At 42.9% G+C, this 20,574-nt stretch carries 18 protein-coding genes; 16 read left to right on the top strand and 2 right to left on the bottom strand.

Translation table 11 applies throughout. From position 1 onward, the window contains the following. The first annotated feature begins 17 nt into the window (after positions 1-17). A complete protein-coding gene (locus tag BUB11_RS10575) occupies positions 18-1,013 on the top strand; it encodes a zinc dependent phospholipase C family protein (RefSeq protein ID WP_073029714.1) in 996 nt (331 codons plus the stop codon). A gap of 209 nt (positions 1,014-1,222) precedes the next feature. On the opposite strand, the gene BUB11_RS10570 is transcribed toward BUB11_RS10575, so the two are convergent. Next, positions 1,223-1,420, bottom strand: coding sequence for a hypothetical protein (locus tag BUB11_RS10570; RefSeq protein ID WP_073029713.1), 198 nt, complete (start codon positions 1,418-1,420; stop codon positions 1,223-1,225). Positions 1,421-1,506: 86 nt separating this feature from the next. Between BUB11_RS10570 and BUB11_RS10565 the strand changes: the two genes are divergently transcribed. Then, entirely contained in the window at positions 1,507-2,169 is a 663-nt protein-coding gene (locus tag BUB11_RS10565) for an HAD hydrolase-like protein (RefSeq protein WP_073029712.1), read from the top strand. A gap of 10 nt (positions 2,170-2,179) precedes the next feature. Here BUB11_RS10565 and BUB11_RS10560 read toward each other — a convergent pair whose 3' ends face one another. Further along, on the bottom strand, positions 2,180-2,464 hold the full coding sequence (locus BUB11_RS10560; protein WP_073029711.1) for a hypothetical protein: 285 nt from the start codon (positions 2,462-2,464) through the stop codon (positions 2,180-2,182). An 81-nt stretch (positions 2,465-2,545) separates the two neighbouring features. On the opposite strand from BUB11_RS10560, the gene BUB11_RS10555 reads away from it, so the two are divergent. The 14 genes from BUB11_RS10555 to BUB11_RS10490 all read left to right on the top strand — a co-directional run bounded on the left by BUB11_RS10555 (position 2,546) and on the right by BUB11_RS10490 (position 20,565). After that, positions 2,546-3,271: a CPBP family intramembrane glutamic endopeptidase gene (locus BUB11_RS10555; RefSeq protein WP_073029710.1), complete on the top strand. Its 726-nt coding sequence runs from the start codon at positions 2,546-2,548 to the stop codon at positions 3,269-3,271. A 15-nt stretch (positions 3,272-3,286) separates the two neighbouring features. Beyond that, positions 3,287-3,964: a (d)CMP kinase gene (gene cmk, locus BUB11_RS10550; protein WP_073029709.1), complete on the top strand. Its 678-nt coding sequence runs from the start codon at positions 3,287-3,289 to the stop codon at positions 3,962-3,964. A 3-nt stretch (positions 3,965-3,967) separates the two neighbouring features. After that, complete coding sequence (locus BUB11_RS10545) at positions 3,968-4,564, top strand: lysophospholipid acyltransferase family protein (protein ID WP_073029708.1); 597 nt, start codon at positions 3,968-3,970, stop codon at positions 4,562-4,564. 89 nt (positions 4,565-4,653) lie between these two features. Next, positions 4,654-6,645, top strand: coding sequence for a bifunctional 4-hydroxy-3-methylbut-2-enyl diphosphate reductase/30S ribosomal protein S1 (locus tag BUB11_RS10540; protein WP_073029707.1), 1,992 nt, complete (start codon positions 4,654-4,656; stop codon positions 6,643-6,645). A 266-nt stretch (positions 6,646-6,911) separates the two neighbouring features. After that, entirely contained in the window at positions 6,912-8,066 is a 1,155-nt protein-coding gene (gene ftsW, locus BUB11_RS10535; RefSeq protein ID WP_073029706.1) for a putative lipid II flippase FtsW, read from the top strand. A gap of 50 nt (positions 8,067-8,116) precedes the next feature. Next, positions 8,117-8,746 carry a hypothetical protein gene (locus BUB11_RS10530; protein ID WP_073029705.1) on the top strand — a complete coding sequence of 210 codons (630 nt, stop codon included), beginning with the start codon at positions 8,117-8,119 and terminating at the stop codon, positions 8,744-8,746. A gap of 114 nt (positions 8,747-8,860) precedes the next feature. Continuing rightward, the gene (locus tag BUB11_RS10525; RefSeq protein WP_073029704.1) at positions 8,861-10,192 is read left to right on the top strand and encodes a DUF512 domain-containing protein; all 1,332 of its coding nucleotides are present in this window, start codon (positions 8,861-8,863) and stop codon (positions 10,190-10,192) included. Further along, on the top strand, positions 10,185-11,516 hold the full coding sequence (gene der / locus BUB11_RS10520; protein WP_073029703.1) for a ribosome biogenesis GTPase Der: 1,332 nt from the start codon (positions 10,185-10,187) through the stop codon (positions 11,514-11,516). Before BUB11_RS10525 ends, der begins: the two co-directional genes overlap by 8 nt. Before the next feature lie 3 nt (positions 11,517-11,519). Next, on the top strand, positions 11,520-12,107 hold the full coding sequence (gene plsY / locus BUB11_RS10515) for a glycerol-3-phosphate 1-O-acyltransferase PlsY (protein WP_073029702.1): 588 nt from the start codon (positions 11,520-11,522) through the stop codon (positions 12,105-12,107). Between the two features lie 125 nt (positions 12,108-12,232). Further along, a complete protein-coding gene (locus tag BUB11_RS10510) occupies positions 12,233-13,246 on the top strand; it encodes an NAD(P)H-dependent glycerol-3-phosphate dehydrogenase (protein WP_073029701.1) in 1,014 nt (337 codons plus the stop codon). 351 nt (positions 13,247-13,597) lie between these two features. Then, positions 13,598-15,082, top strand: a complete 1,485-nt coding sequence (gene spoIVA / locus BUB11_RS10505; RefSeq protein WP_073029700.1) for a stage IV sporulation protein A — start codon at positions 13,598-13,600, stop codon at positions 15,080-15,082. Between the two features lie 644 nt (positions 15,083-15,726). Then, complete coding sequence (locus tag BUB11_RS10500; RefSeq protein ID WP_073029699.1) at positions 15,727-17,001, top strand: ArsB/NhaD family transporter; 1,275 nt, start codon at positions 15,727-15,729, stop codon at positions 16,999-17,001. A gap of 445 nt (positions 17,002-17,446) precedes the next feature. After that, entirely contained in the window at positions 17,447-18,322 is an 876-nt protein-coding gene (locus tag BUB11_RS10495; protein WP_084110242.1) for an enoyl-CoA hydratase/isomerase family protein, read from the top strand. 161 nt (positions 18,323-18,483) lie between these two features. Next, entirely contained in the window at positions 18,484-20,565 is a 2,082-nt protein-coding gene (locus BUB11_RS10490; protein ID WP_242947518.1) for a sigma-54-dependent Fis family transcriptional regulator, read from the top strand. The last annotated feature ends 9 nt before the right edge of the window (positions 20,566-20,574 follow it).

Here is a 20,574-nt window from a genome sequence, read left to right as displayed (position 1 = left end):
TAAGTGGAGGGATAGTTGTGCCAAAGGAATTTACACACTGGCATATCGCCCGTGAAGCTTTGCAAAGAGGGGCTCCGATAGAGGTAGGAGAGATCATTGCGAGTAATCCTGCACTTTATTATATTGGTGCCATAGCCCATGATATTCCCTTTTATGATTTGTCCGAGCCGTCTGAAGTGAGCATTGAACGTATTGCAAACCAGTTGCATGGCGCAGCTGGGGAGAATACTTTGGCCCCGCTTTGTGAAATCATGGAGAGGGCACTTAGCCAAACTAATAAACAAGGCTCTTTTGCCTTTCTGCTGGGCATGTTGACACATTATGTTGCGGATAGTATGTTCCATCCCATGGTTTACTATATGAGTGGAAACTATTTTGCGGATGATTTAGAGGAACGGAGTAAGGCCGTCTTTAGGCATCGTCTGTTGGAAACAGCTATCGATCTTTGGTTACAGACGATTGAGCCAATGGAGTATCCAGTAGATCTAAATCATTTGTGGCGTGAAGCGGGCGAACCCGGACGACAAGCCCTTAAGCTCCTTGCAACACACTATACTTATCAGGGGGATAAGGGCATACTAATTCATTTTATGAAGGCATGGCGAAATCATCGCTTTCTGCAAACTGCTTTTAGTTGGTCAATCCCTTGGCGGGCGTTAACTATTTATCGTCATTATGGGCATCCAAAGGCAGAAAAACTAGAAGCTTTGTTCTACTCACAGCCTTTGGACTTATCATTCTTTGGAGAATCCTTAAGTTGGTTGCATCCCGTTAGTGGAGAGTCAAATGAGATGAGCTTAAAACAGCTCTATGATTTGAGTGTTAATAAGGTGATAATTTTATTTGAACAGTTAGCCAAGCACCCTATAGAAAAATGGCATCTCCACCTGCGTGAGCTTCCGCCATTATCCTTAGACAGCGGACTCCCATACGTACCAGTAGCGCAGATGAAATTTTTCCGGACTGAGCCCATTGAACATCATTTACGGTCTGATATTAGAACGCCTAATTAATGATTTTTTTCTTGTTTATACATTAAATAATATCGAGTTGAAATCCTCTGAGTATAACTTGCAGTAGAAGAGTTATTGACCGAATACCGTTTATTGGTATGATATAAGTAGAAAACTCCGAGATCAATCTCGGAGTTTCCGTTAGCTTGATGTAGTGAGGTGTTATACTGGATTTAAATTTCAAATGGAATAAAGGAATACAAATTTAGTTATTGAGGATAGGTATTGGTGGGCGTGGGATTGTCCATCATATCCATCTCATCGTCGTCATCCTCATAGCATCCACACCCTCGAGATACAATCGTGAGACCATACCTTTCAGATTTTCGTCCGAGCAAAAAGGCGACAATAAGACTGAGCAAAAAAAACATCCCATGGGTATGATAGTGTTTTTGATGAAAAAACATTTTAAATCCCTCCTTTTGATTAGAATTGCCGCATTGGGTTAGATTCATCCGAGGAAATATTGGGAAATAGAGTTGGAGGGTTGTACATGCGTTACGATATTTTGTTGTGGGATTTAGATGGAACTTTGACAGATTCTAAAGAAGGAATTACTCGCTCAGTTCAATATGCTCTAAGTCGGTTAGATTATCCTATCCCTGAAGCGGATGACCTCGATTGGATCATTGGACCACCATTAAAAGAGAGCTTTAAGACTTTGCTTCAAACCACGGATGAAGCTTTATTGAACCAAGCGATCATAATTTATCGGGAGCGTTTTCGAGAAATAGGGCTCTATGAAAATATAGTTTATCCGGGAATTCCTGAATTATTGTTAGAATTAAAGGAAAAGGGTTGCAAGCATTTGTTGGCGACATCGAAGCCCAGGGTCTTTGCAGAGAAAATTCTTCAACATTTTTTACTCGAAGAGTATTTTGATGTTATTATGGGAAGTGAGTTAAATGGTCAATTTGCAGAGAAGGAAACAGTCATTGAAGAAGTTTTAAAAAGGGTACCTGGGAGTTCATTGTCTAAAACTGTGATGATAGGAGATCGGAAATATGATGTTCTTGGAGCCAGGGCTAACCAAATAGATGTTATCGCTGTAGGTTATGGGTATGGGACGGTTGATGAACTTCAAGATGCAAATCCTGATTTTATTGTTCCAAGTGTCGAGGGCTTAGGTGAGTTACTACTCAATGATCTTGTATAAATTTGACGATTTACATATCCTTCCCGCCATCCGTGGACTCCAGGGACACTTGGCCGTCCATGGCCTGCGGATACCGGACTGCGGCGTCTAGATAGACATATTTTTCGTCTCTTTCTTGTCGTACCATTCCTACGATACCATTGTCTTTCCCTTTTTCTAGGTATTGGTGAACCACAAACTGATAAGCACGCTCATCCCAGGGATCTAAAAAATCAGTTACTGTATTGAAATAGGATTCTATGGGAATTTTAAGATGATGGTGATATATTTGTAAGGTTATATCCGATGATTTCATAAAAGTTCCTCCTTTTAGTTTAGTCTGGGAAAAAAACGGGAGAAATATGTGTCTACTTTAATGGAAGAAGGAGAGTGAGTAATGGAAAAAACTGATCTGAATTTAGAAAACATTGAGCTTCCGCCTAGGGGCCGAAGATTGAATTGGGTAGATCTGGCTTTGGTTTTAGGCGGGGTCGTGGGCATATATATAATCTTGGCTTTTGGAACGTTCTGGTTACTGGAGCAATGGCCCCATGAACGTGTTTTAATGTATCTGAATGCTTTTATGACTCAAGTGTCATTTGCCCTTTTGATCTGGACACTAAAAAAAGCTCGTCATTGGACCTGGGCAGATTTTGGTTGGCAGGGTGTGCCAGTAAGAATGATCATCTCGAGGGTCTTAGGATTATACGCACTGACTTGGGTCGTAAATATATGTTATGCTATAGCTCTTTTTAACTATGGCTTTACTCCTCCGGAAACAGATGTTTACTCCAAGCTGTTAGGACAGGTTTCCTGGTATACCTTGATTCTTAATTTGCTCTTAGCAGGTGTCTTAGCTCCCGTTGTGGAAGAAACACTATTTAGGGGAGTTATCTTTGGAAGCTTACAAGCGTACTTTGGAAAGTGGACGGCAGCAGTAATTAGTGCTGCGATTTTTTCCGCTCTTCACTTCCAGGCCTATGGATTTCTTCCACGCTTTGTTTTAGGCATGATTCTTGTATATCTTTATGATAAATACAAATCTCTCTATCCTTCGATGGGACTGCACGCGTTGAATAACATAGTTGCTACCCTAATCGCGGCTAGTGTATTGATTGAATAAAAAGGAGCAGACGGGATGAAGAGAAGGCAACAACAGGCATTACAAATTGCGATTGATGGCCCTGCCGGCGCGGGGAAAAGTACTATTGCCAAGATCGCAGCTAAACAATTGGGACTTTTTTATGTAGATACCGGGGCGATGTATCGAGTAATTGCTTATAAAGTCCTTAAAAACAGAGCCCCAATAGACGATGAATCTATGGTAAGCCAAATTGCTAAAAGTACAGTGGTTGTTTTTGATCATTCGGATAAAAGGATTGTTTGGTGTGACGGAGAGGATGTTACTCAGGAAATTCGTTGCCCCGAAGTATCACGTGCTGTTTCTGTCGTGGCAGCCTATCCTGGGGTCAGAGAACGTTTAGTGGAACTTCAACGCATGGAAGCTGAACGCGGTGGCGTAGTTATGGATGGTCGTGATATTGGTACTTATGTTTTGCCAGAAGCGGATATTAAATTTTTTTTAACAGCAACTCCTGAAGAGAGGGCAAGGCGTCGGTGGATGGAACTCCAGAAGGCGGGAAAAGATGTGACGTACCAAGAGGTTGCCATAGATATGGCTGAACGTGACCGCCTTGATACAGAGCGAGAAGTTTCTCCGCTAAAGCCTGCCAAGGATGCGATCATCCTTGATACGACGGGGTTAAGCATAGAAGAGTTAGTTTCAAAGATTCTAGCGTTGGTGCAGGGGGGTTGAGCAATGACGTTATATAGTTTTGCCAAGAGGATGTTTCGACTGCAATTTCGGTTAATGGGCTGGAAAGTTCAAGGTGCGGACAATATGCCGAATGAAGGACCCGTTATTTTGGCAATCAACCATGTCAGTATGTGGGATCCTGTTGTTGCTGCCTGCAGTATTCCTCGTCAGGCCTCCTTTATGGCCAAAGAGGAATTATTTTCCATACCTATTTTAGGGACTATTTTCTCTAAGCTGGGTGCGTTTCCTGTAAAAAGAGGGCAAGGGGATATGAATGCTATTCGCCAATCTTTGACAATCTTAAAAGGAGGAGGCGTGTTAGGACTTTTTCCGGAAGGAACACGATCAAAGACTGGAGAGATTCAGAAGGGTATGCCGGGAATGGTCCTCCTAATGGAAAAAAGCCAAGCATCTGTTGTTCCTGTAAAGGTGAGCGGAACTCGCCACATGTTTACAAAAGGCTGGGGAAAAATTACTGTTGTTATCGGGAAACCGTTGACTGCTCAGATGTTAAAGGCTCCGGAAGGAGTGGAAAACCGACGAGAATGGATTGCCGAGAGAATAATGCAGGCGATGATCGAATTGCCTGAGGCAAAGTAGATGGTACGGATTAAAACTGCCTCACTTAGCAGGATTTTTGGTGCGTAATAGAGAATTAGTTCTTTACAATTTTTAGGGAGGTTCTTGGTTTGAAAGTCAAACGCGCAACAAAGGCTGGATTTTGCTTTGGCGTAAAGCGCGCCCTTGAAATGGCTGAACGGACAGCGGAAACGTCGCATGCTGTATCACTTGGACCGCTCATTCACAACCAACAGGTTGTGAAACGCTTATCAGAACGCGGTATTCAAGTTGTTGAGGATTTGGACGAGCTGACAAGCCAACAAGCCTTGATTATAAGGTCCCATGGTGTGGCACCGAGTGTTTATCAAGGGGCTGAATGCAAGGGGGTCCAAGTGGTTGATGCTACGTGTCCCTTTGTTCAGAAAGCCCAACGATTGGCTGCTGAGTCTGCTCAGATGGGGCAACAAGTTATTGTCATGGGAGATAAACTTCATCCTGAGGTACAGGGAATCCTTGGCTGGGCCGGAGAAGAGGCCATACCTATTCAGACGGTTGAGGAAGCTAAAGAGCTTCCGTTTTACCCTCATCTGGCAGTTTTAGCTCAAACAACTCAACTGGCAGAGAATTTTGCAGGAATTGTCGCTGAACTTAGAAATCATACTGACGATTTGATCGTCCATAATACAATCTGTAATGCCACGGCAGAACGTCAAAAAGTTGCCCGAGAATTAGCCGAAGCGGTTGATGTTATGGTGGTCGTCGGTGGACGAAATAGTGCTAATACCCGAAAACTGGCGAGCATCTGTGCAGAACGCACAAAAACATACCTGATTGAAACCGCGGATGAATTAGAAAATGTTTGGTTTGAGGATGCTAATAATGCGGGCTTGACTGCAGGGGCTTCTACCCCAGATTGGATAATCGAGGAGGTTTTCAAGAAAATGTCAGAAATGAATGAGCAAGAAATGGAAATGTCGAGTTGGATAGATAATTGTCCAGAGCTCCATCCCGGCACGAGGGTTACCGGTACCGTGGTGAAAATTACAAGAGAAGAAGTTTTTGTTGATATTGGATGGAAATGTGAGGGAGTCATTCCACTTGGTGAGCTGTCAGTGGCAAGGAAAACCCGCCCTGAGGAAGCGGTGGCGATTGGAGATCAAATCAGCGCAGTGGTTATTCGTGTGGAAAATGAGGAAGGTCATACAGTCCTGTCTAAACGAAAAGCGGATGAAGAAGGGGCTAAGGATCACTTAGAGAAAATTGCAGAAAGCAAAGAAGAGATTCAGGCAGAAGTCGTTGAGGTCGTAAAGGGTGGTTTAGTAGTAGATGTAGGGTTGCGCGGTTTTGTTCCCGCATCCCAAATTCAACTGGGATATGTCGAAGACCTCAATCAATTCATGGGTCAGACTCTTCGCTTACGTATGATTGATTATGATCCATCAAAGCGTAAAGTGGTTCTTTCACAAAAGGTAATTCTAGAAGAAGAGCGAGCGGTTAAGCGCACACAGTTGCTCGAATCCCTTAAAGAGGGGGACGTAGTGAGCGGAACGGTCAAACGGATGGCTGACTTCGGTGTGTTCGTTGATATCGGTGGGATTGATGGACTGCTTCATATTTCTGACTTAGCCTATACTCGAATTAAGCATCCTTCGGACATGCTTAAGATTGGGGATGAAGTGGAAGTCCAAGTGTTGAAGCTTGAACAACAAACCGGGAAAGTGTCCTTAGGGCTAAAACAACTTAAAGAAAGTCCTTGGCTTCAGGCGGCTAAAAACTATCCGGTCGGATCTACAGTTAATGGCAAAGTTGTGCGTATTACTCCCTTCGGAGCATTTGTGGGGCTTGGAGATGGCGTGGATGGGTTAGTTCATATTTCTCAATTAGCTGATCATCATGTTAATAAAGTAGAAGATGTGGTTAAAGTTGGGGATATGGTGTCTGCTAAGGTTATGGACTGTAAGCCGGAGGAAAAGCGAATCAGTTTGAGTATTCGCGAGGGGATCACAGACGCTGCTAAGGAAAATGATCAACAAGCTTTAGATTTACAATCCGAAATCAAACCATTTACGATTGGTGATGCCCTAGGAAAAGAACTTCAAACAGAAAACCATGATTCTTAATTAATTAGCACTTGCTGTTACGGCAATCTCTATAAACGGCTTCAACCCATCCCTTGGTGATGCTCTATCCTCGACATTCTTGTTCGAGTCTTGGCTATGCTCCTATCAACCTCTTTGTTTGAAATGGCCACTGCATCGGTGCATTTAAAAATGACTTCCTGTTTCTAGACACAGGAAGTCATTTTACTGGCATATCTGGAGGAACGTGTCTTTGTTGATATAAGATTGTGCCGACCTGGATTAAGTTTAGAAGGAAGGAGATTCAGATGGCTAAACGACAACGGAAGTTGCCTATCGATTTTCCGATATTGTATCTTACACTGGCGATTTTAGCCTTTGGCTTAATTATGGTATTAAGTGCCGGGGCGGTGCGCGGTTTCAATGCAACTCAGAACTCATATCACTATTTTTCTCAGCAAATGAAGTGGACGCTCGTTGGTTCTGTTTTTGCCTTTATAGCTATAAAGATCCCCTATGGGTTTCTGCGGCGCTTCGCTGGGATTGGGGTCTTGGTTAGTATGGTTTTGCTCATTGCAATTCTTTTTACGGATGCAGGCATAGAAGCTGGCGGTTCAGCCCGTTGGATCTCAATTGCGGGAATTACAATCCAACCTTCAGAAATTGCAAAACTGGCTATGGTTCTTTTTTATGCACATATACTTGATCGCTATCCGATCCAACGAGGGAGTGATTGGCGTGTTCCATTGGGCATCCTCATACCCACCACTGTCCTTATCTTGGGTCTCGTTTATAAACAGCCGGATTTAGGGACAACCATGGTTATTGCTCTAACTTGCGCAGTGATGCTCTTACAGACGGAACTGCCGACAGGCTGGTTCGTTGCGGCGGTGCCGACCTTGGGACTACCGCTCTTATATTTTATCTATAATACGAAGTATCAATGGGAACGGATTTTGGTTTGGTTAGACCCTTGGAAAGATGCGATGAATAAAGGATATCAAATTACAAATGCCGAGATCGCCTTTGGCTCAGGGGGCTTGTTTGGAGTTGGGTTAGGACGAAGTTTGCAAAAGTATGGTTTTTTACCCGAAAATCATACAGACACCATCTTTGCTATCGTTGGTGAAGAATTAGGGTTAATAGGTACGATGTTCTTATTATTTCTCTTTGTTGCCTTATATGCTCGGGCTTATCATGTTATAAGTGAATGCCCTGATCGTTTTGGCAGGTTATTAGGCTATGGAATAACATCCTCTTTGGCGATCCAGACGACCATCAACTTGGCAGTTGTTACCGGCGTGTTGCCGGTAACCGGGATTACGTTGCCTCTGATTTCTTATGGCGGGGCCTCTCTCGTGATAACTTTAGTAAAACTTGGTCTAATCTTAAATCTCTCTAGATACCGAAAAACTGTTACCAAGGGGTCACTTGAAAAGAACCTCTCTAATATTTCTGTGTAAACCCTCTCTAAACGGGAATAATATGAAAAGGAACGTTTAGGAGGGGTAATATGCTTTTTCCTTATGGAGAATGGGTAATTCTGTTCTTAACACTTTTAACTTGGGCAGAGAAAAAAGCCTCTCGACGATTTTTTCTCTTGTTGACGATTGCCTGGCTTATAGGAAAATGGGTTGAGATATCCCTTGCTGTCACCATGCCTTGGCACTGGCATTTTGCACGTCTTGCGGTTATGTTGGTATTTTGGGTTTGGTCAATGCGACAAGCTGAACGCTGGCTTTTGCCGCTGTTTTTTACCAGTTTAATCGTTGGCGTAGAGACTCTGTTTTTCGTCAATGAACCAGGAGTATTTCCCTATGGAGAGTGGATGTTTGCGATTGCGCTGGTTTTAGTAGCGTGGTTGAGTGCTAAGTCCTTTTGGGGAACAGCCGCTGCTTTAACTGGAAGTGCGCTTTTGAACCAAGCCTTTGTTCGTTTTACCTACGACGGTATTATAAGGTATATTGGCTTGCCTAATGAATTTACTTGGAATTTTGGAGTGGGACTATTTACTGCTTGGGCAGCCTTAGCTCTAGGGTGGCAGTATTATGCCGAGAGGGAGTTGCGTAGAACGGAAGCTGATCTAATACCGTCAAAAAGCTCAGGAACCTATGAACCCTCGGAGGAAAGTAAGTTTCGATAGCAGAAGTCTCAGATGTTCAGCTATAGCTGAACGTGTTCACTTGTAGTATACTTGTAAACGATTAAGGCTGAGATGATAGGCTCTTGATCTGGAATGTCAGGAGGATGAAATGTTTTGCCTAAAGGGCTTGTAGTCGCAGCGGTCCATTCAGGGAGTATCGCTGAAGAAATGGAAATTGTGGTCGGAGATCGTGTTCTGGCCGTAAACGAAGAAGAGCTTAATGATATTATTGACTTTCAATTTGGCATCTCGGAAGAGGAATTCATGTTGCTTATTGAAAAGGAAGATGGTGAACTTTGGGAGCTTGATATTGAGAAGGGGCCAGGGGAGTTCTTAGGATTAGAGGTCGAGACAGTAAGTGCCGAGGGTCTAAAAAAATGTGTTAATAATTGTTCCTTTTGTTTCGTAGCTCAAATGCCTAAAGGAATGCGCCCTTCTCTTTATGATAAAGATGATGATTATCGCTTATCCCTCACTCAAGGAAGTTTTATAACCTTGTCGAATTTAAGTGAGGAAGACTTATCCAGAATTACATCTTTACATTTGACTCCGATGTATGTTTCAGTTCATGCTTGGAACCCAGAAGTGCGAACTAAACTCATGAAAAATCCCCATGCGGGAAAACTGCCTGAGCAATTTAAACGCTTTGCAGAGGCTGGAATCGCAGTACATACTCAGATTGTCTTGATTCCTGAACACAACGATGGGGACGTGTTGAAAGAAACCATTGAACGGTTAGCCGAGCTTTATCCGTCGGTGCAATCAATTGCAGTTGTACCCGTGGGATTGACTCGCTATCGTGAAAAGCTTACCTCGTTGCGAGGCTTTTCAGCTGATGAAGCACGTCAAATTCTGGATCAAGCCGAGAAGTGGCAGAAGGACTTCTTTACCCAGACAGGTCGGCACCTCGTGTACTTTTCAGATGAATTTTATGTGCTGGCCGGGAGAGAATTTCCAGAGTCAGCAGTATACGATGACTTTCCACAATTAGAAAACGGCGTAGGTATGGCTCGAAAATTTATCACAGAAATTGAAGCCGGGTGGGACTTGCTTCCGCATGAGGTCTCAAAACGCTGTGTACACCTTATAACCGGAACAGCAGCCCATGACCTTTTTGAATTTTGGAATAAACGTTTGATGGATCGAATCAGCGGCTTAACACTGACGATGCATGTGATACAAAATGATTTTTTTGGCTTATCGGTGACTGCTGCAGGACTCCTGACCGCCCGGGATATCGCCCGGCAATTAGGAGATCTGCAAGGGGAAGAGTTTCTTATTCCGCGTACAATGCTCAAAGCGGATGAAGATATCTTTCTTGATGATATGAGTGTGGAATGGTTAGAACAGAAGGTTAATGGCAAGGCAAGGATTGTTGAGAACGATGGACTTGCATTTTTAGAACATGTGATTGGATATTCATTGGAGGTGGAACGCTTTGAGTAAACCTGTTGTAGCTATAGTGGGTCGTCCAAATGTAGGGAAATCTACATTGTTCAACCGCATTACGGGCGGACTGGTAGCTATTGTTGAAAATATGCCGGGAGTAACAAGAGACCGCCTTTATCGCGATGCGGAATGGCTGGGGCGAAAGTTTGCTTTAATTGATACGGGGGGCATCGAATTTAAAGATGAGGGGACACCGATTTCTTCACAGATGAGAAGGCAGGCAGAAATTGCCATGGAGGAAGCGGATGTCGTGATATTCGTTGTAGATTCCCAAATTTCTCCTACGCCGGATGATGATTTAATTGCCCGGACGTTACGCCGCTCGGGTAAACCAATCTTGCTTGCCGCGAATAAAGTGGAAGATTTTGCTAAGGCAGAAGGTCAGTTATATGACTTCTTAAGTTTAGGGTTGGGTGAAGCAATTCCGATTTCTGCGGTTCATGGCATGAATACGGGCGACCTGCTTGACTTAGTGATTTCAAACTTTCCCGAGGATGATGAGGAAGAATACGATCCGGACGTCATTCGCATTTCTGTTATAGGGCGTCCAAATGTCGGAAAATCCTCTTTGGTCAACATGATGCTGGGAAAAGAGCGCGTCATTGTCAGTAATGTTCCGGGAACCACTCGGGATGCGATAGACACTCCTTTTGAACACGAAGGCAAACATTATATACTTATTGATACGGCTGGAATGCGACGTAAATCACGCATAGACGAACTAACAGAGCAATATAGTGTAGTACGTTCCCTGCGCGCAGTTGATCGCTCAGATGCAATCCTAATGCTTATCGATGCCATAGATGGGGTTACTGAGCAAGATAAAAAGATTGCCGGCTATGCAGATGAGGCGGGTAAAGCCATTATTCTGGTCGTCAACAAATGGGACCTCGTTGAAAAGGATGAAAAGACGATCAACAAATTTGAAAAGACGATACGCGAAGAATTAGGGTTTATGCAATATGCGCCAACCATGTTTATCTCTGCTAAAACCGGACAACGGGTTAATAAAATTCTGGAGCTTGTGGATTTCGTGGTCGAGCAAAATTCTACTCGTGTGACTACTGCGACTTTGAACACCTTACTGAGAGAATGGATTCATTCTAATCCCCCTCCGTCAGATAAGGGACGACGCTTAAAGGTGAGGTACCTGACTCAAGTGGGAGTTAAGCCGCCGACCTTTGTTTTCTTTGTTAATGATCCGGAACTTATGCACTTTTCCTATAAACGATATTTGGAGAATCAGATGCGAAAGCACTTTGGATTTGAGGGTACTCCGATCCGAATTGTAATTCGACAAAAAGATGAAGAGAAGGAGTAGGTCATGTCACGTTACCTTATTTTTATCTTGGCGTATTGCTTGGGTGCCATTCCTTTTGCCTATTTAGCGGGCTTGTTTAAAGGGATTGACGTACGTCAGCATGGTAGCGGAAATATCGGCACAACAAATGCCTTTCGCCTTTTAGGAGTGAAACTGGGAATCATGGTGCTCTTAGGGGATTTCATGAAAGGGGCATTGTCTGCCTACCTCGGTCTATGGGCTTTTGGGCCCTGGGGAGGTATTATCGGCGGGTTATTAGCAATGGCAAGTCATAGCTGGAATCCCTTTTTTGGTTTTCGGCCCAGTGGGAAAGGCGTGGCAGCCGGGTTCGGAATCATTACCATTTTGATGTGGAAAGTCACATTAATAGCAATCTCCGTGTTTATACTGGTAGTATGGTTGACACGTTATGTTTCTATGGGTTCGGTTACGGGTGCTCTCACGGTTCTTATCATGGTCTTTGTTTTTCCGGAACCGTTTGAATATCGGGTTTTTGCGGTGGTCGCTGTCTTGGCAGTACTAGTTCTTCATCGGGCTAATATTCAACGTGTTCTGAATGGAACAGAACATCGATTTGGGACTAAAAAATAAGCGGAGACCGAGGCCCGAATAAGTCCCGATAGATCGAAGAGCAAAAGACTGAAATTGAGGTTGAACGAACCACGAACCACGAACTTCTAATATCGAATATCAAATATCGATACGGGGGGAAGTAAATGCCTAAGATTGCAGTTTATGGGGCTGGGAGTTGGGGAAGTGCTTTAGCAGTTCTTTTGGCGAAGGCTGGTCATCAGGTTGCGCTTGTTGGCCGGCATGCAGATGAAATGGAAAACATGAGAAATCAACACGAAAATAAGCGTTATTTACCAGGTGTTGTCCTGCCTCAAGGACTTTTTCCTACAACAGATCTCTCTTTTTTAAACGCCGATCTGGTTGTTTTGAGTGTTCCATCTCATAGTGTTCGAGAGGCTGCTTGTTTGATAAATCCATATTTGAGGAGAGGCTGTATTGTTGTCAATACAGCTAAAGGGATGGAAGAAGGAACACATCTTCGCCTCTCCGAAGTGTTGGTTGAGGAGTTGCCTAACAATCCGGTGGCTGTTTTGTCTGGTCCCAGCCATGCTGAAGAGGTCGGCAGGGATATGCCGACGACTGTTGTAGTTGCCTCTGATGTAGAGACTGCGAAAACTGTTCAAGACATGATGATGACTCCCAAGTTTAGAGTCTATACCAATCCGGATGTTATCGGAGTTGAACTCGGTGGGGCTTTAAAAAATGTTATTGCATTGTGCACGGGTATTGCTGAGGGGTTAGGGTTTGGAGACAATACAAAAGCGGCTCTGATGACCAGAGGATTAGCAGAAATTGCCCGTTTAGGCGTAGCCTTGGGAGGGAATCCGCTGACCTTTGCCGGATTATCAGGTGTTGGTGACCTCATTGTGACTTGTACCAGTCTTCATAGCCGTAATCGTCGAGCCGGAGTCGCTCTCGGTCAGGGCAAGCCTTTAGAAACTGTGCTGAAAGAGGTTGGAATGGTCGTTGAAGGAGTAAGAGCGACTCGTATAGCCCACTTTCTTGGGATTGAGAAAAATATCCCTATGCCTATTACGGAGCAGGCCTATAAAGTTTTATTTGAAAATGCCGATCCGAAAATTGCCGTTGCAGACTTGATGTTGCGCGGTAAACGTCACGAACTTGAAGAAGTTGTCGAGATGAGCTGGTTAAGATAATATACATATTTTAGTGATTAGGAACATAGACGTAGAAGAGGTTGTTTAAATGCCTTTTCTGCGTTTTTTGTTGTACTAGTCAGAAAGTATAAACTGACTGTTACCAGTCAGAAATGATAACTTTCTGGAAGCATAAGTGCAACTAAGGCTGTTGCCTGCGCCTGAAAGGCTTAGCACCAGCCAAGTTTTCTATATTTGTCATATTTGCCCCAAACAGCCAATATACTTATACTGCTTAATGTGCTAGTCCAGTTATTGGAATCCACGTGTTACTGGGAGGTGGAAGGGGAGATAAGGTGGAGGCCCTTCCCCAAATTTTGGGACAGCACTCAAAAGGGAGGGAAATTAACAATGGAAAAACTAGACATTTTCAGGGATATCGCAGAACGAACAGGAGGCGATATCTACCTCGGTGTCGTTGGGCCAGTCCGTACGGGAAAGTCCACCTTTATCAAACGATTCATGGACCTCCTGGTCTTGCCCAACATCCAAGATGCATTTGAGCGGGAGCGGGCTAAGGATGAGCTTCCTCAAAGCGGTACTGGAAGAACGATCACAACGACGGAGCCTAAGTTTATTCCATCAGAATCGGTGGAAATCGTTGTACGAGACTCGATTCACATGAATGTGCGATTGGTTGACTGTGTCGGATACAGTGTAGAAGGTGCTTTGGGGTATGATGCAGAAGACGGCGAAGAGCCGCGCATGATGAAAACATCATGGAGCGACGAGCCTATGTCTTTCCAAGATGCAGCTGAAATGGGAACACGTAAAGTAATTTCAGATCATGCTACGATCGGAGTTGTAATAACTACCGATGGATCAATCACTGATATCCCCAGGGAAGCATACCTAGACGCTGAAGAACGGGTAATTACTGAGCTTCGCCAACTAGGAAAACCGTTTGTGGTAGTACTGAATACGACACGTCCTTATGCAGAAAATACACTGGAATTAAGCCGTTCCTTAGAGGAAAGATATGCAATACCTGTTATTCCTGTGAATTGCCTTGAGATGGCCCAAGAAGATATAACGCAGATTTTGGAAGAAGTGCTTTATGAATTCCCTGTAGCTGAAGTAAACATTGACCTTCCAAAATGGGTTGAGGAGCTTGACCCCTCTCATGCAGTTAGAGCTGCTTTTGAGGATACTGTCCGCAAAGCAATTGACGGAGTAAGACGTCTGAGAGATATTGACCAGGCCTTAGACGCCCTGTCTGATTGCCAATACGCCCAAGATGTTCTCCTCAAAGAGATGAACTTAGGCACTGGTATTGCCAATGTAGAAATCACTGCTGTTGACGGGCTCTTTAAAACTGTCCTGCAAGATCTTACAGGGATTGAAATTGAAGGCGATCATTCCTTACTGCGTTTAGTTTTAGACTATAGTAAAGGTAAGAAGGAATGGGATAAACTGTCACAGGCTATCGAGGAGGTTCGAATTAACGGATATGGTGTAGTTACACCACAACTTGAAGAAATGTTCCTTGATGAGCCCGAACTAGTGAAGCAAGGCGGACATTATGGAATCAAACTCAAAGCGAGCGCTCCATCGTTGCATATTATAAGAGCAGATGTTACAACCGAAATTACGCCTTTGATTGGTACAGAAAAGCAAGCAGAAGAGCTCGTGAAGTACATGCTGGATGAGTTTGAGAGTGATCCCAAGAAAGTCTGGGAATCGAATATTTTTGGCAAATCACTGCATGACTTAGTCCGTGAAGGCATCCAAAATAAACTTTATCGGATGCCGGAAAACGCTCAGAACAAGCTCCAAGACACCTTGCAACGGATTGTTAATGATGGCAGCGGAGGCCTGATCTGCATAATCATTTAGGTTATTGAATCAAAAAGCATTAAGGATATAAAAAGGACGTTGGAACGCAACTTATGCGTATCCAGCGTTCTTTAGCTTTTTTATTAAGAGGGAAGTGAAAAAATATTCAGCAGATATGCATAGAGATATTGTAATTTTTTCGGAAAGTGCTATATTGTAATTTGAGATCAAAATCGGAATGCATATATGCAGAGGAAATAGAAGTATTGGAAGAAGTGATTTAGTGGTCTAATTGAGAGACGATGACAATATCCAAGGTTAACTAGAATATAATGAATCACATTATGCATTATTGATTATATATGCAATCGTGCATTGGCGATCGATAATTATCAAAGTTTTCAGTGCTATTGGGAGTGAATTCATTCACAGGGCAAACTAAGAAAAGTTTACTGCATCTGAGTGGCAGTTTTTCTCAAGTGAACTCGTTCAGCTAAAGCTGAACATCTAGACTTCGGTGACGTAAGTCTCCAATACGATAGTCTCCGCTGGAGATTATGCCACCGAAGTAGAATAAGGAACACCCACTTGAAGAAGTGGGAGTCTCGGAATTGATAAATAATATCCCTTTTAATTGAGTAGGCTATCTGGTAAGTCGATACATGGATGTAGGGACAAATGATTATTGTAAGGAGGATGAAATAATGCAGGCGTATATTGCAATTGTTGTATTTATGATTGTTTATGCTTTGATTCTTTCTGAGAAAGTCCATCGAACAATTGCCGCTTTGCTCGGGGGCATGCTGCTGATTCTCTTGGGGGTATTGGCTCAAGAAAAAGCAATTGAGCATATTGACTGGAATACTTTGGGACTGTTGGTTGGAATGATGATTGTGGTAGGTATTACACGTCGAACAGGAGTTTTTGAGTATCTGGGCTTGAAGGCGGTTCGATTAGCTAAGGGGGAACCAATTAGAATTTTAATAGCTTTGGCCAGCGTCACGGCCATACTTTCTGCGTTTCTTGATAATGTTACAACGGTTTTATTGATTGTTCCGATAGTTTTTAGCATTAATGATAAGCTCAATCTTAAGATAATGCCTTTTTTAGTAGCCATGATATTTGCTAGTAACATTGGCGGAACGGCTACTTTAATCGGGGACCCCCCGAATATAATGATTGGAAGTCAAACGCATTTGGGATTTGTTGATTTTATAACCAACTTAACACCTGTTGTTATAGTCATTCATGTCGCAACCATGGCGGTTTTTTATTTTATATACCGGAATGAAATGAAAGTATCGAATGAACTTAAAGCAGATCTTATGAAGATCGATCCTCTTTCGGCGATAAAAGATTCTGCCCTCTTGAAAAAATGTCTGTTCGTCCTGGGTCTTATTTTAATCGGCTTTTTCACGCATCAAGCCTTAGATTTAGAATCGGCGACGATTGCTTTATCAGGTGGTGTCCTCTTAATGTTTATTACTAAAGAAGAGCCAGAAGAAATTTTATTAACCGTTGAATGGCCCACAATCTTCTTCTTCATTGGGCTTTTTATTGTGGTAGGCGGTCTGATTGAGACGGGTATAATAGACAGTATGGCCCATTGGGCAATCACGGCCACAGCTGGAAATTTCACACTGACAGGTATGCTGATTTTATGGTTTTCGGCTATTGCCTCTGCCTTTGTGGATAATATCCCTTTTGTAGCGACTATGATACCTCTTATTCATCAAATGGGCGACTTAGGGGGAATTTCGCAAACTGGTTTGGAACCTCTCTGGTGGGCGTTATCTTTGGGAGCCTGTTTAGGCGGAAACGGAACTCTTATTGGTGCTTCTGCGAATGTTATTGTTGCGGGCATGGCTGAGAAAAATGGAATCCACATCCCTTTTATTGGCTTTATGAAATTCGCGTTTCCCTTGATGTTGCTTTCGATTTTCATCGCTATGATTTATCTTCTGATTTTTTATTTTTAAAATCTTTTAGTAAGGAAGAAAATGCGTTTCGGTTTGTAAAGTCGGATGCATTTGAATTTTGAGTGAATTAGGTGTAATCAAAGTTAAAAGATTGGAACGCAAGAACTGTGTGATCTTGCGTTCTTTTTTGATCAAATACAGGGAAAAGATTATAGCTAGTTCGAGAAAATCATCCTGCATTTGCGCATATTAATTATTGTAAATTTCAGATAAATAGTATATTCTAACAATGGGGAGATTTCTAGTATGCAGATATGATAAGCGGGTAAATGTTTAGGTGCATACATTAGTCAAGGAATAGCATGATTATATCAAGAGTAATAAGTGACTAAACCCTGAAACGATATTTATTATGCAAAAGTAATAATTAATGCAATTAAGCATAGTAAGCATAAGGGCTGTATTCTGAGTAGGAGTAAAAATAATATTTTGGAGTTGAGAAGTGATGGCAAGACGGGAATGTTTGAAGTTCGTAAAAACCCCTAATAAGGATAACGATAGTCATTTGCTCTATCAGAAAGACGGCTTTTTGGCAAGGATTATCCTAAACAGACCAGAGAAGTATAATGCCTTTTCCTTGCCAATGATTCGAAAATGGGCGGAAGCATTACAAGACGCTCAAGATGATCAAACCATAAGGGTTATCGTGGTGACAGCCAAGGGTAAGGCCTTTTCAGCTGGTGGTGACATTGAAGCCATGGCAAACGGAAAAGGATTTGTTGGATGTGATGATCAGGGCGAGACATGGGGGAATAAAGCCATTGACCGGAAACGAGCTTTAACAAACCACGTGCATAAAGTTGCTCTAACATTAGAAATGATGGATAAGCCTGTAATTTGCGGTATTAATGGAATTGCTATAGGGGCAGGCCTTGATATGGCGTTGATGTGCGATATTAGGGTAGCTGCAGAAGATGCTCAACTTTCAGCAGGTTATGTTAAAGCAGGAATTGTGCCAGGGGATGGTGGCGCCTTCTATCTGCCTCGTTTGGTAGGAGTTGCAAAGGCCTTAGAAATCTTATGGACGGGGGATTATATTTCAGCTTCTGAGGCTAAAGAAATAGGAATGATCAACAAAGTTGTCCCTGCTCAGGAATTAGAGCAGGCCACCTTAGAATTGGCAAGGAAAATTGCTGAATCTCCTCCAGTATGCGTTCAAATGATTAAGCGGGCAGTTTATTCCGCGCAACGAACAAACGATTTACGGACGGCTTTAGATCTTATTTCATCACAAATGGCAATTGTTTCCGAAATGTCCGACCATAAAGAAGGATTGAAGGCCCTTATCGAGAAGCGTAAACCGATCTTTACCGGCCAGTGAACTCGGTAAAGCTAAGCTGAACATCGAGACTTCGGTGGTGATACTCCCCACTGGAGAATATCGTCACCGAAGCAGAAAAGGAACACCTACTTACTACTTACAAGAAGTGGGAGTCTTCTTTGAATTGATAAATAAGGGCGGAGGGGAATGGTTTGTTACGTGTGGGCCAAGTAATGTCACGACTTTCCATATGTCTTTATAAATATCATACTATTGGGGACGCGATGACAATAATGATGGAAAAAGAAGTTGCCGGCTTGCCTTTTCTTAATGAACAAGGTTATCTTTTAGGTATGGTCACTAAAAACCAGATTCTAGAAAAGGGCATAGAAAACTATGTCGCCGAAAATAAGGCCGCTGATTATCTTACGAATCGCTTTCTCCCCCTAAACGAAGAAACGTCGTTAGAAGATGTTTGGAATTTACCTTTTGATATATACCCGGTTTTAAACAACCTGGAAGAGATTATTGGCGTAGTTTCTAAGTATTCGTTATTACAAGCATATTTTCAAGAGGTTCGATCACGAAGTCAAGAACTTGAGGCGGTCTTTAACTCGGCGCACAATGGTATTTTATCGATTAATAAACAAGGAATTATTACCTCCCTCAATCCGGCTGCAGAAAAACCAACTCGCACAACTAAAGAGGAAGCAGTCGGACGTTTTTTAAACGATGTTATTATCCCTACGGGTCTCTTGGAGGTTGTACGTAACGGAATACCTGAATATGGGGCTAAATTCCAAGTGGGGCGCAGACTGTATATCTCCAATCGGACACCGATTCTTAAAGATGGAGAAGTAGTAGGGGCGGTAGGGGTTTTCCAAGATGTTTCTGAAATAGAAAAGGTTTTACAGGAATTGCAAAGTGTAAAGCAGCTAAATGAAGAACTGCAGACAATCATTTCGTCCTCTTACGATGGGTTAATTATTTGTGATGGACAGGGTGATATTCTTCGTTGCAATCCTGCGGTGGGGAGAATTCTGGAAGCTTCATGGGAAGAGTTAGTGGGGAGGCCCTTTAAAGAGCTTGTGGATAAAGGCATTTTTCAGAAAAACATCATACATCTAGTTAAGAAGCAAGGTGGTTTTGTCAGTATCTTGGAAAGACCTTTTGCTAAACATTCCCTAGTTATCACAGGCAACCCAGTCTTTAGTGAAGAAGGGGAAATTGTAAAGATCGTAATTAACATAAGAGATATGAGCGAGTTGGAGTTTTTACGGGAAGCACTTGAAGAGAGTAAACAACTATCTGAAAAATATCAGTCACAGATCGCTCAGATGAGGAATCATCAGGAAGCTGGGGCTGAATTAAGGTCCTGTTCCGTTATCATGAACAATGTCCTGGATCTGGCGTTTAGGGTAAGTCAAGTTGATTCGCCTGTGGTATTAGTCGGAGAACAAGGGGTAGGAAAGGAGGAAATTGCCAAATCAATACATATCCAAAGTAAACGAAGCAAAGGGCCTTTTTACAAAATTAATTGCAGTTCATTGCCAGAAAATCTTTTAGAGATTGAGCTGTTTGGTCAAGAGATCTCTAATAGCAGAAATATTGCAAAACCGGGAGTATTAGAGTTAGCTAATCATGGGAGCGTTTACCTAGAGGATATCGATAAGATGCCCTTAAATATACAAGGTCGTCTAGTGAGAGTTCTTCGTGACAAAACATTGCAGGAAACGGATGAAAAGGCTGCCATTTCCATAGATACTAGAATTCTGGCCGGTACAAACAGACCTTTAAAGGAGCTAGTTGAAAAAGAGCGCTTCCACTCAGACCTCTTCTATACGCTTAATATTGTACCAATTAAAGTTCCAGCACTGCGAGAACGGAAAGAGGACCTAATTCCCCTCGTTCTTTTTAACTTGGAGAAGAATAATAAGCGCCATGGGTTTGAGAAGATCTTTTCTCCGGAAGCTGTTCAGTTATTGTTGGATTATCCTTGGCTTGGTAATATACGGGAGATGGCCAACTTGATAGAGAGGCTGGTAGTCACTTCAAAAGAAAAGGTTATTTCTGGCAGAGAAGTCGACGGCGTACTTTATGAAATGGAACAGACCCCTCTGAAGACAATCACTGTGACCGGGGTGGTTCCTCTTAAGGAAGCCATCGACGATTTAGAACAACAGCTTGTTACCTTAGCTATGAAACTTCACGGAACTACCGTTAAAGCTGCTGAGGCGTTAGGGGTCAATCAATCCACGGTTGTACGGAAGTTACAGAAATCGAAACACAACACGGGGGGGTAAATAAAGGAG

The organism is Desulfosporosinus lacus DSM 15449 (assembly GCF_900129935.1).
GTDB classification, from domain to species: domain Bacteria; phylum Bacillota; class Desulfitobacteriia; order Desulfitobacteriales; family Desulfitobacteriaceae; genus Desulfosporosinus; species Desulfosporosinus lacus.
This window is presented reverse-complemented; position numbering and strand designations above follow the sequence as displayed.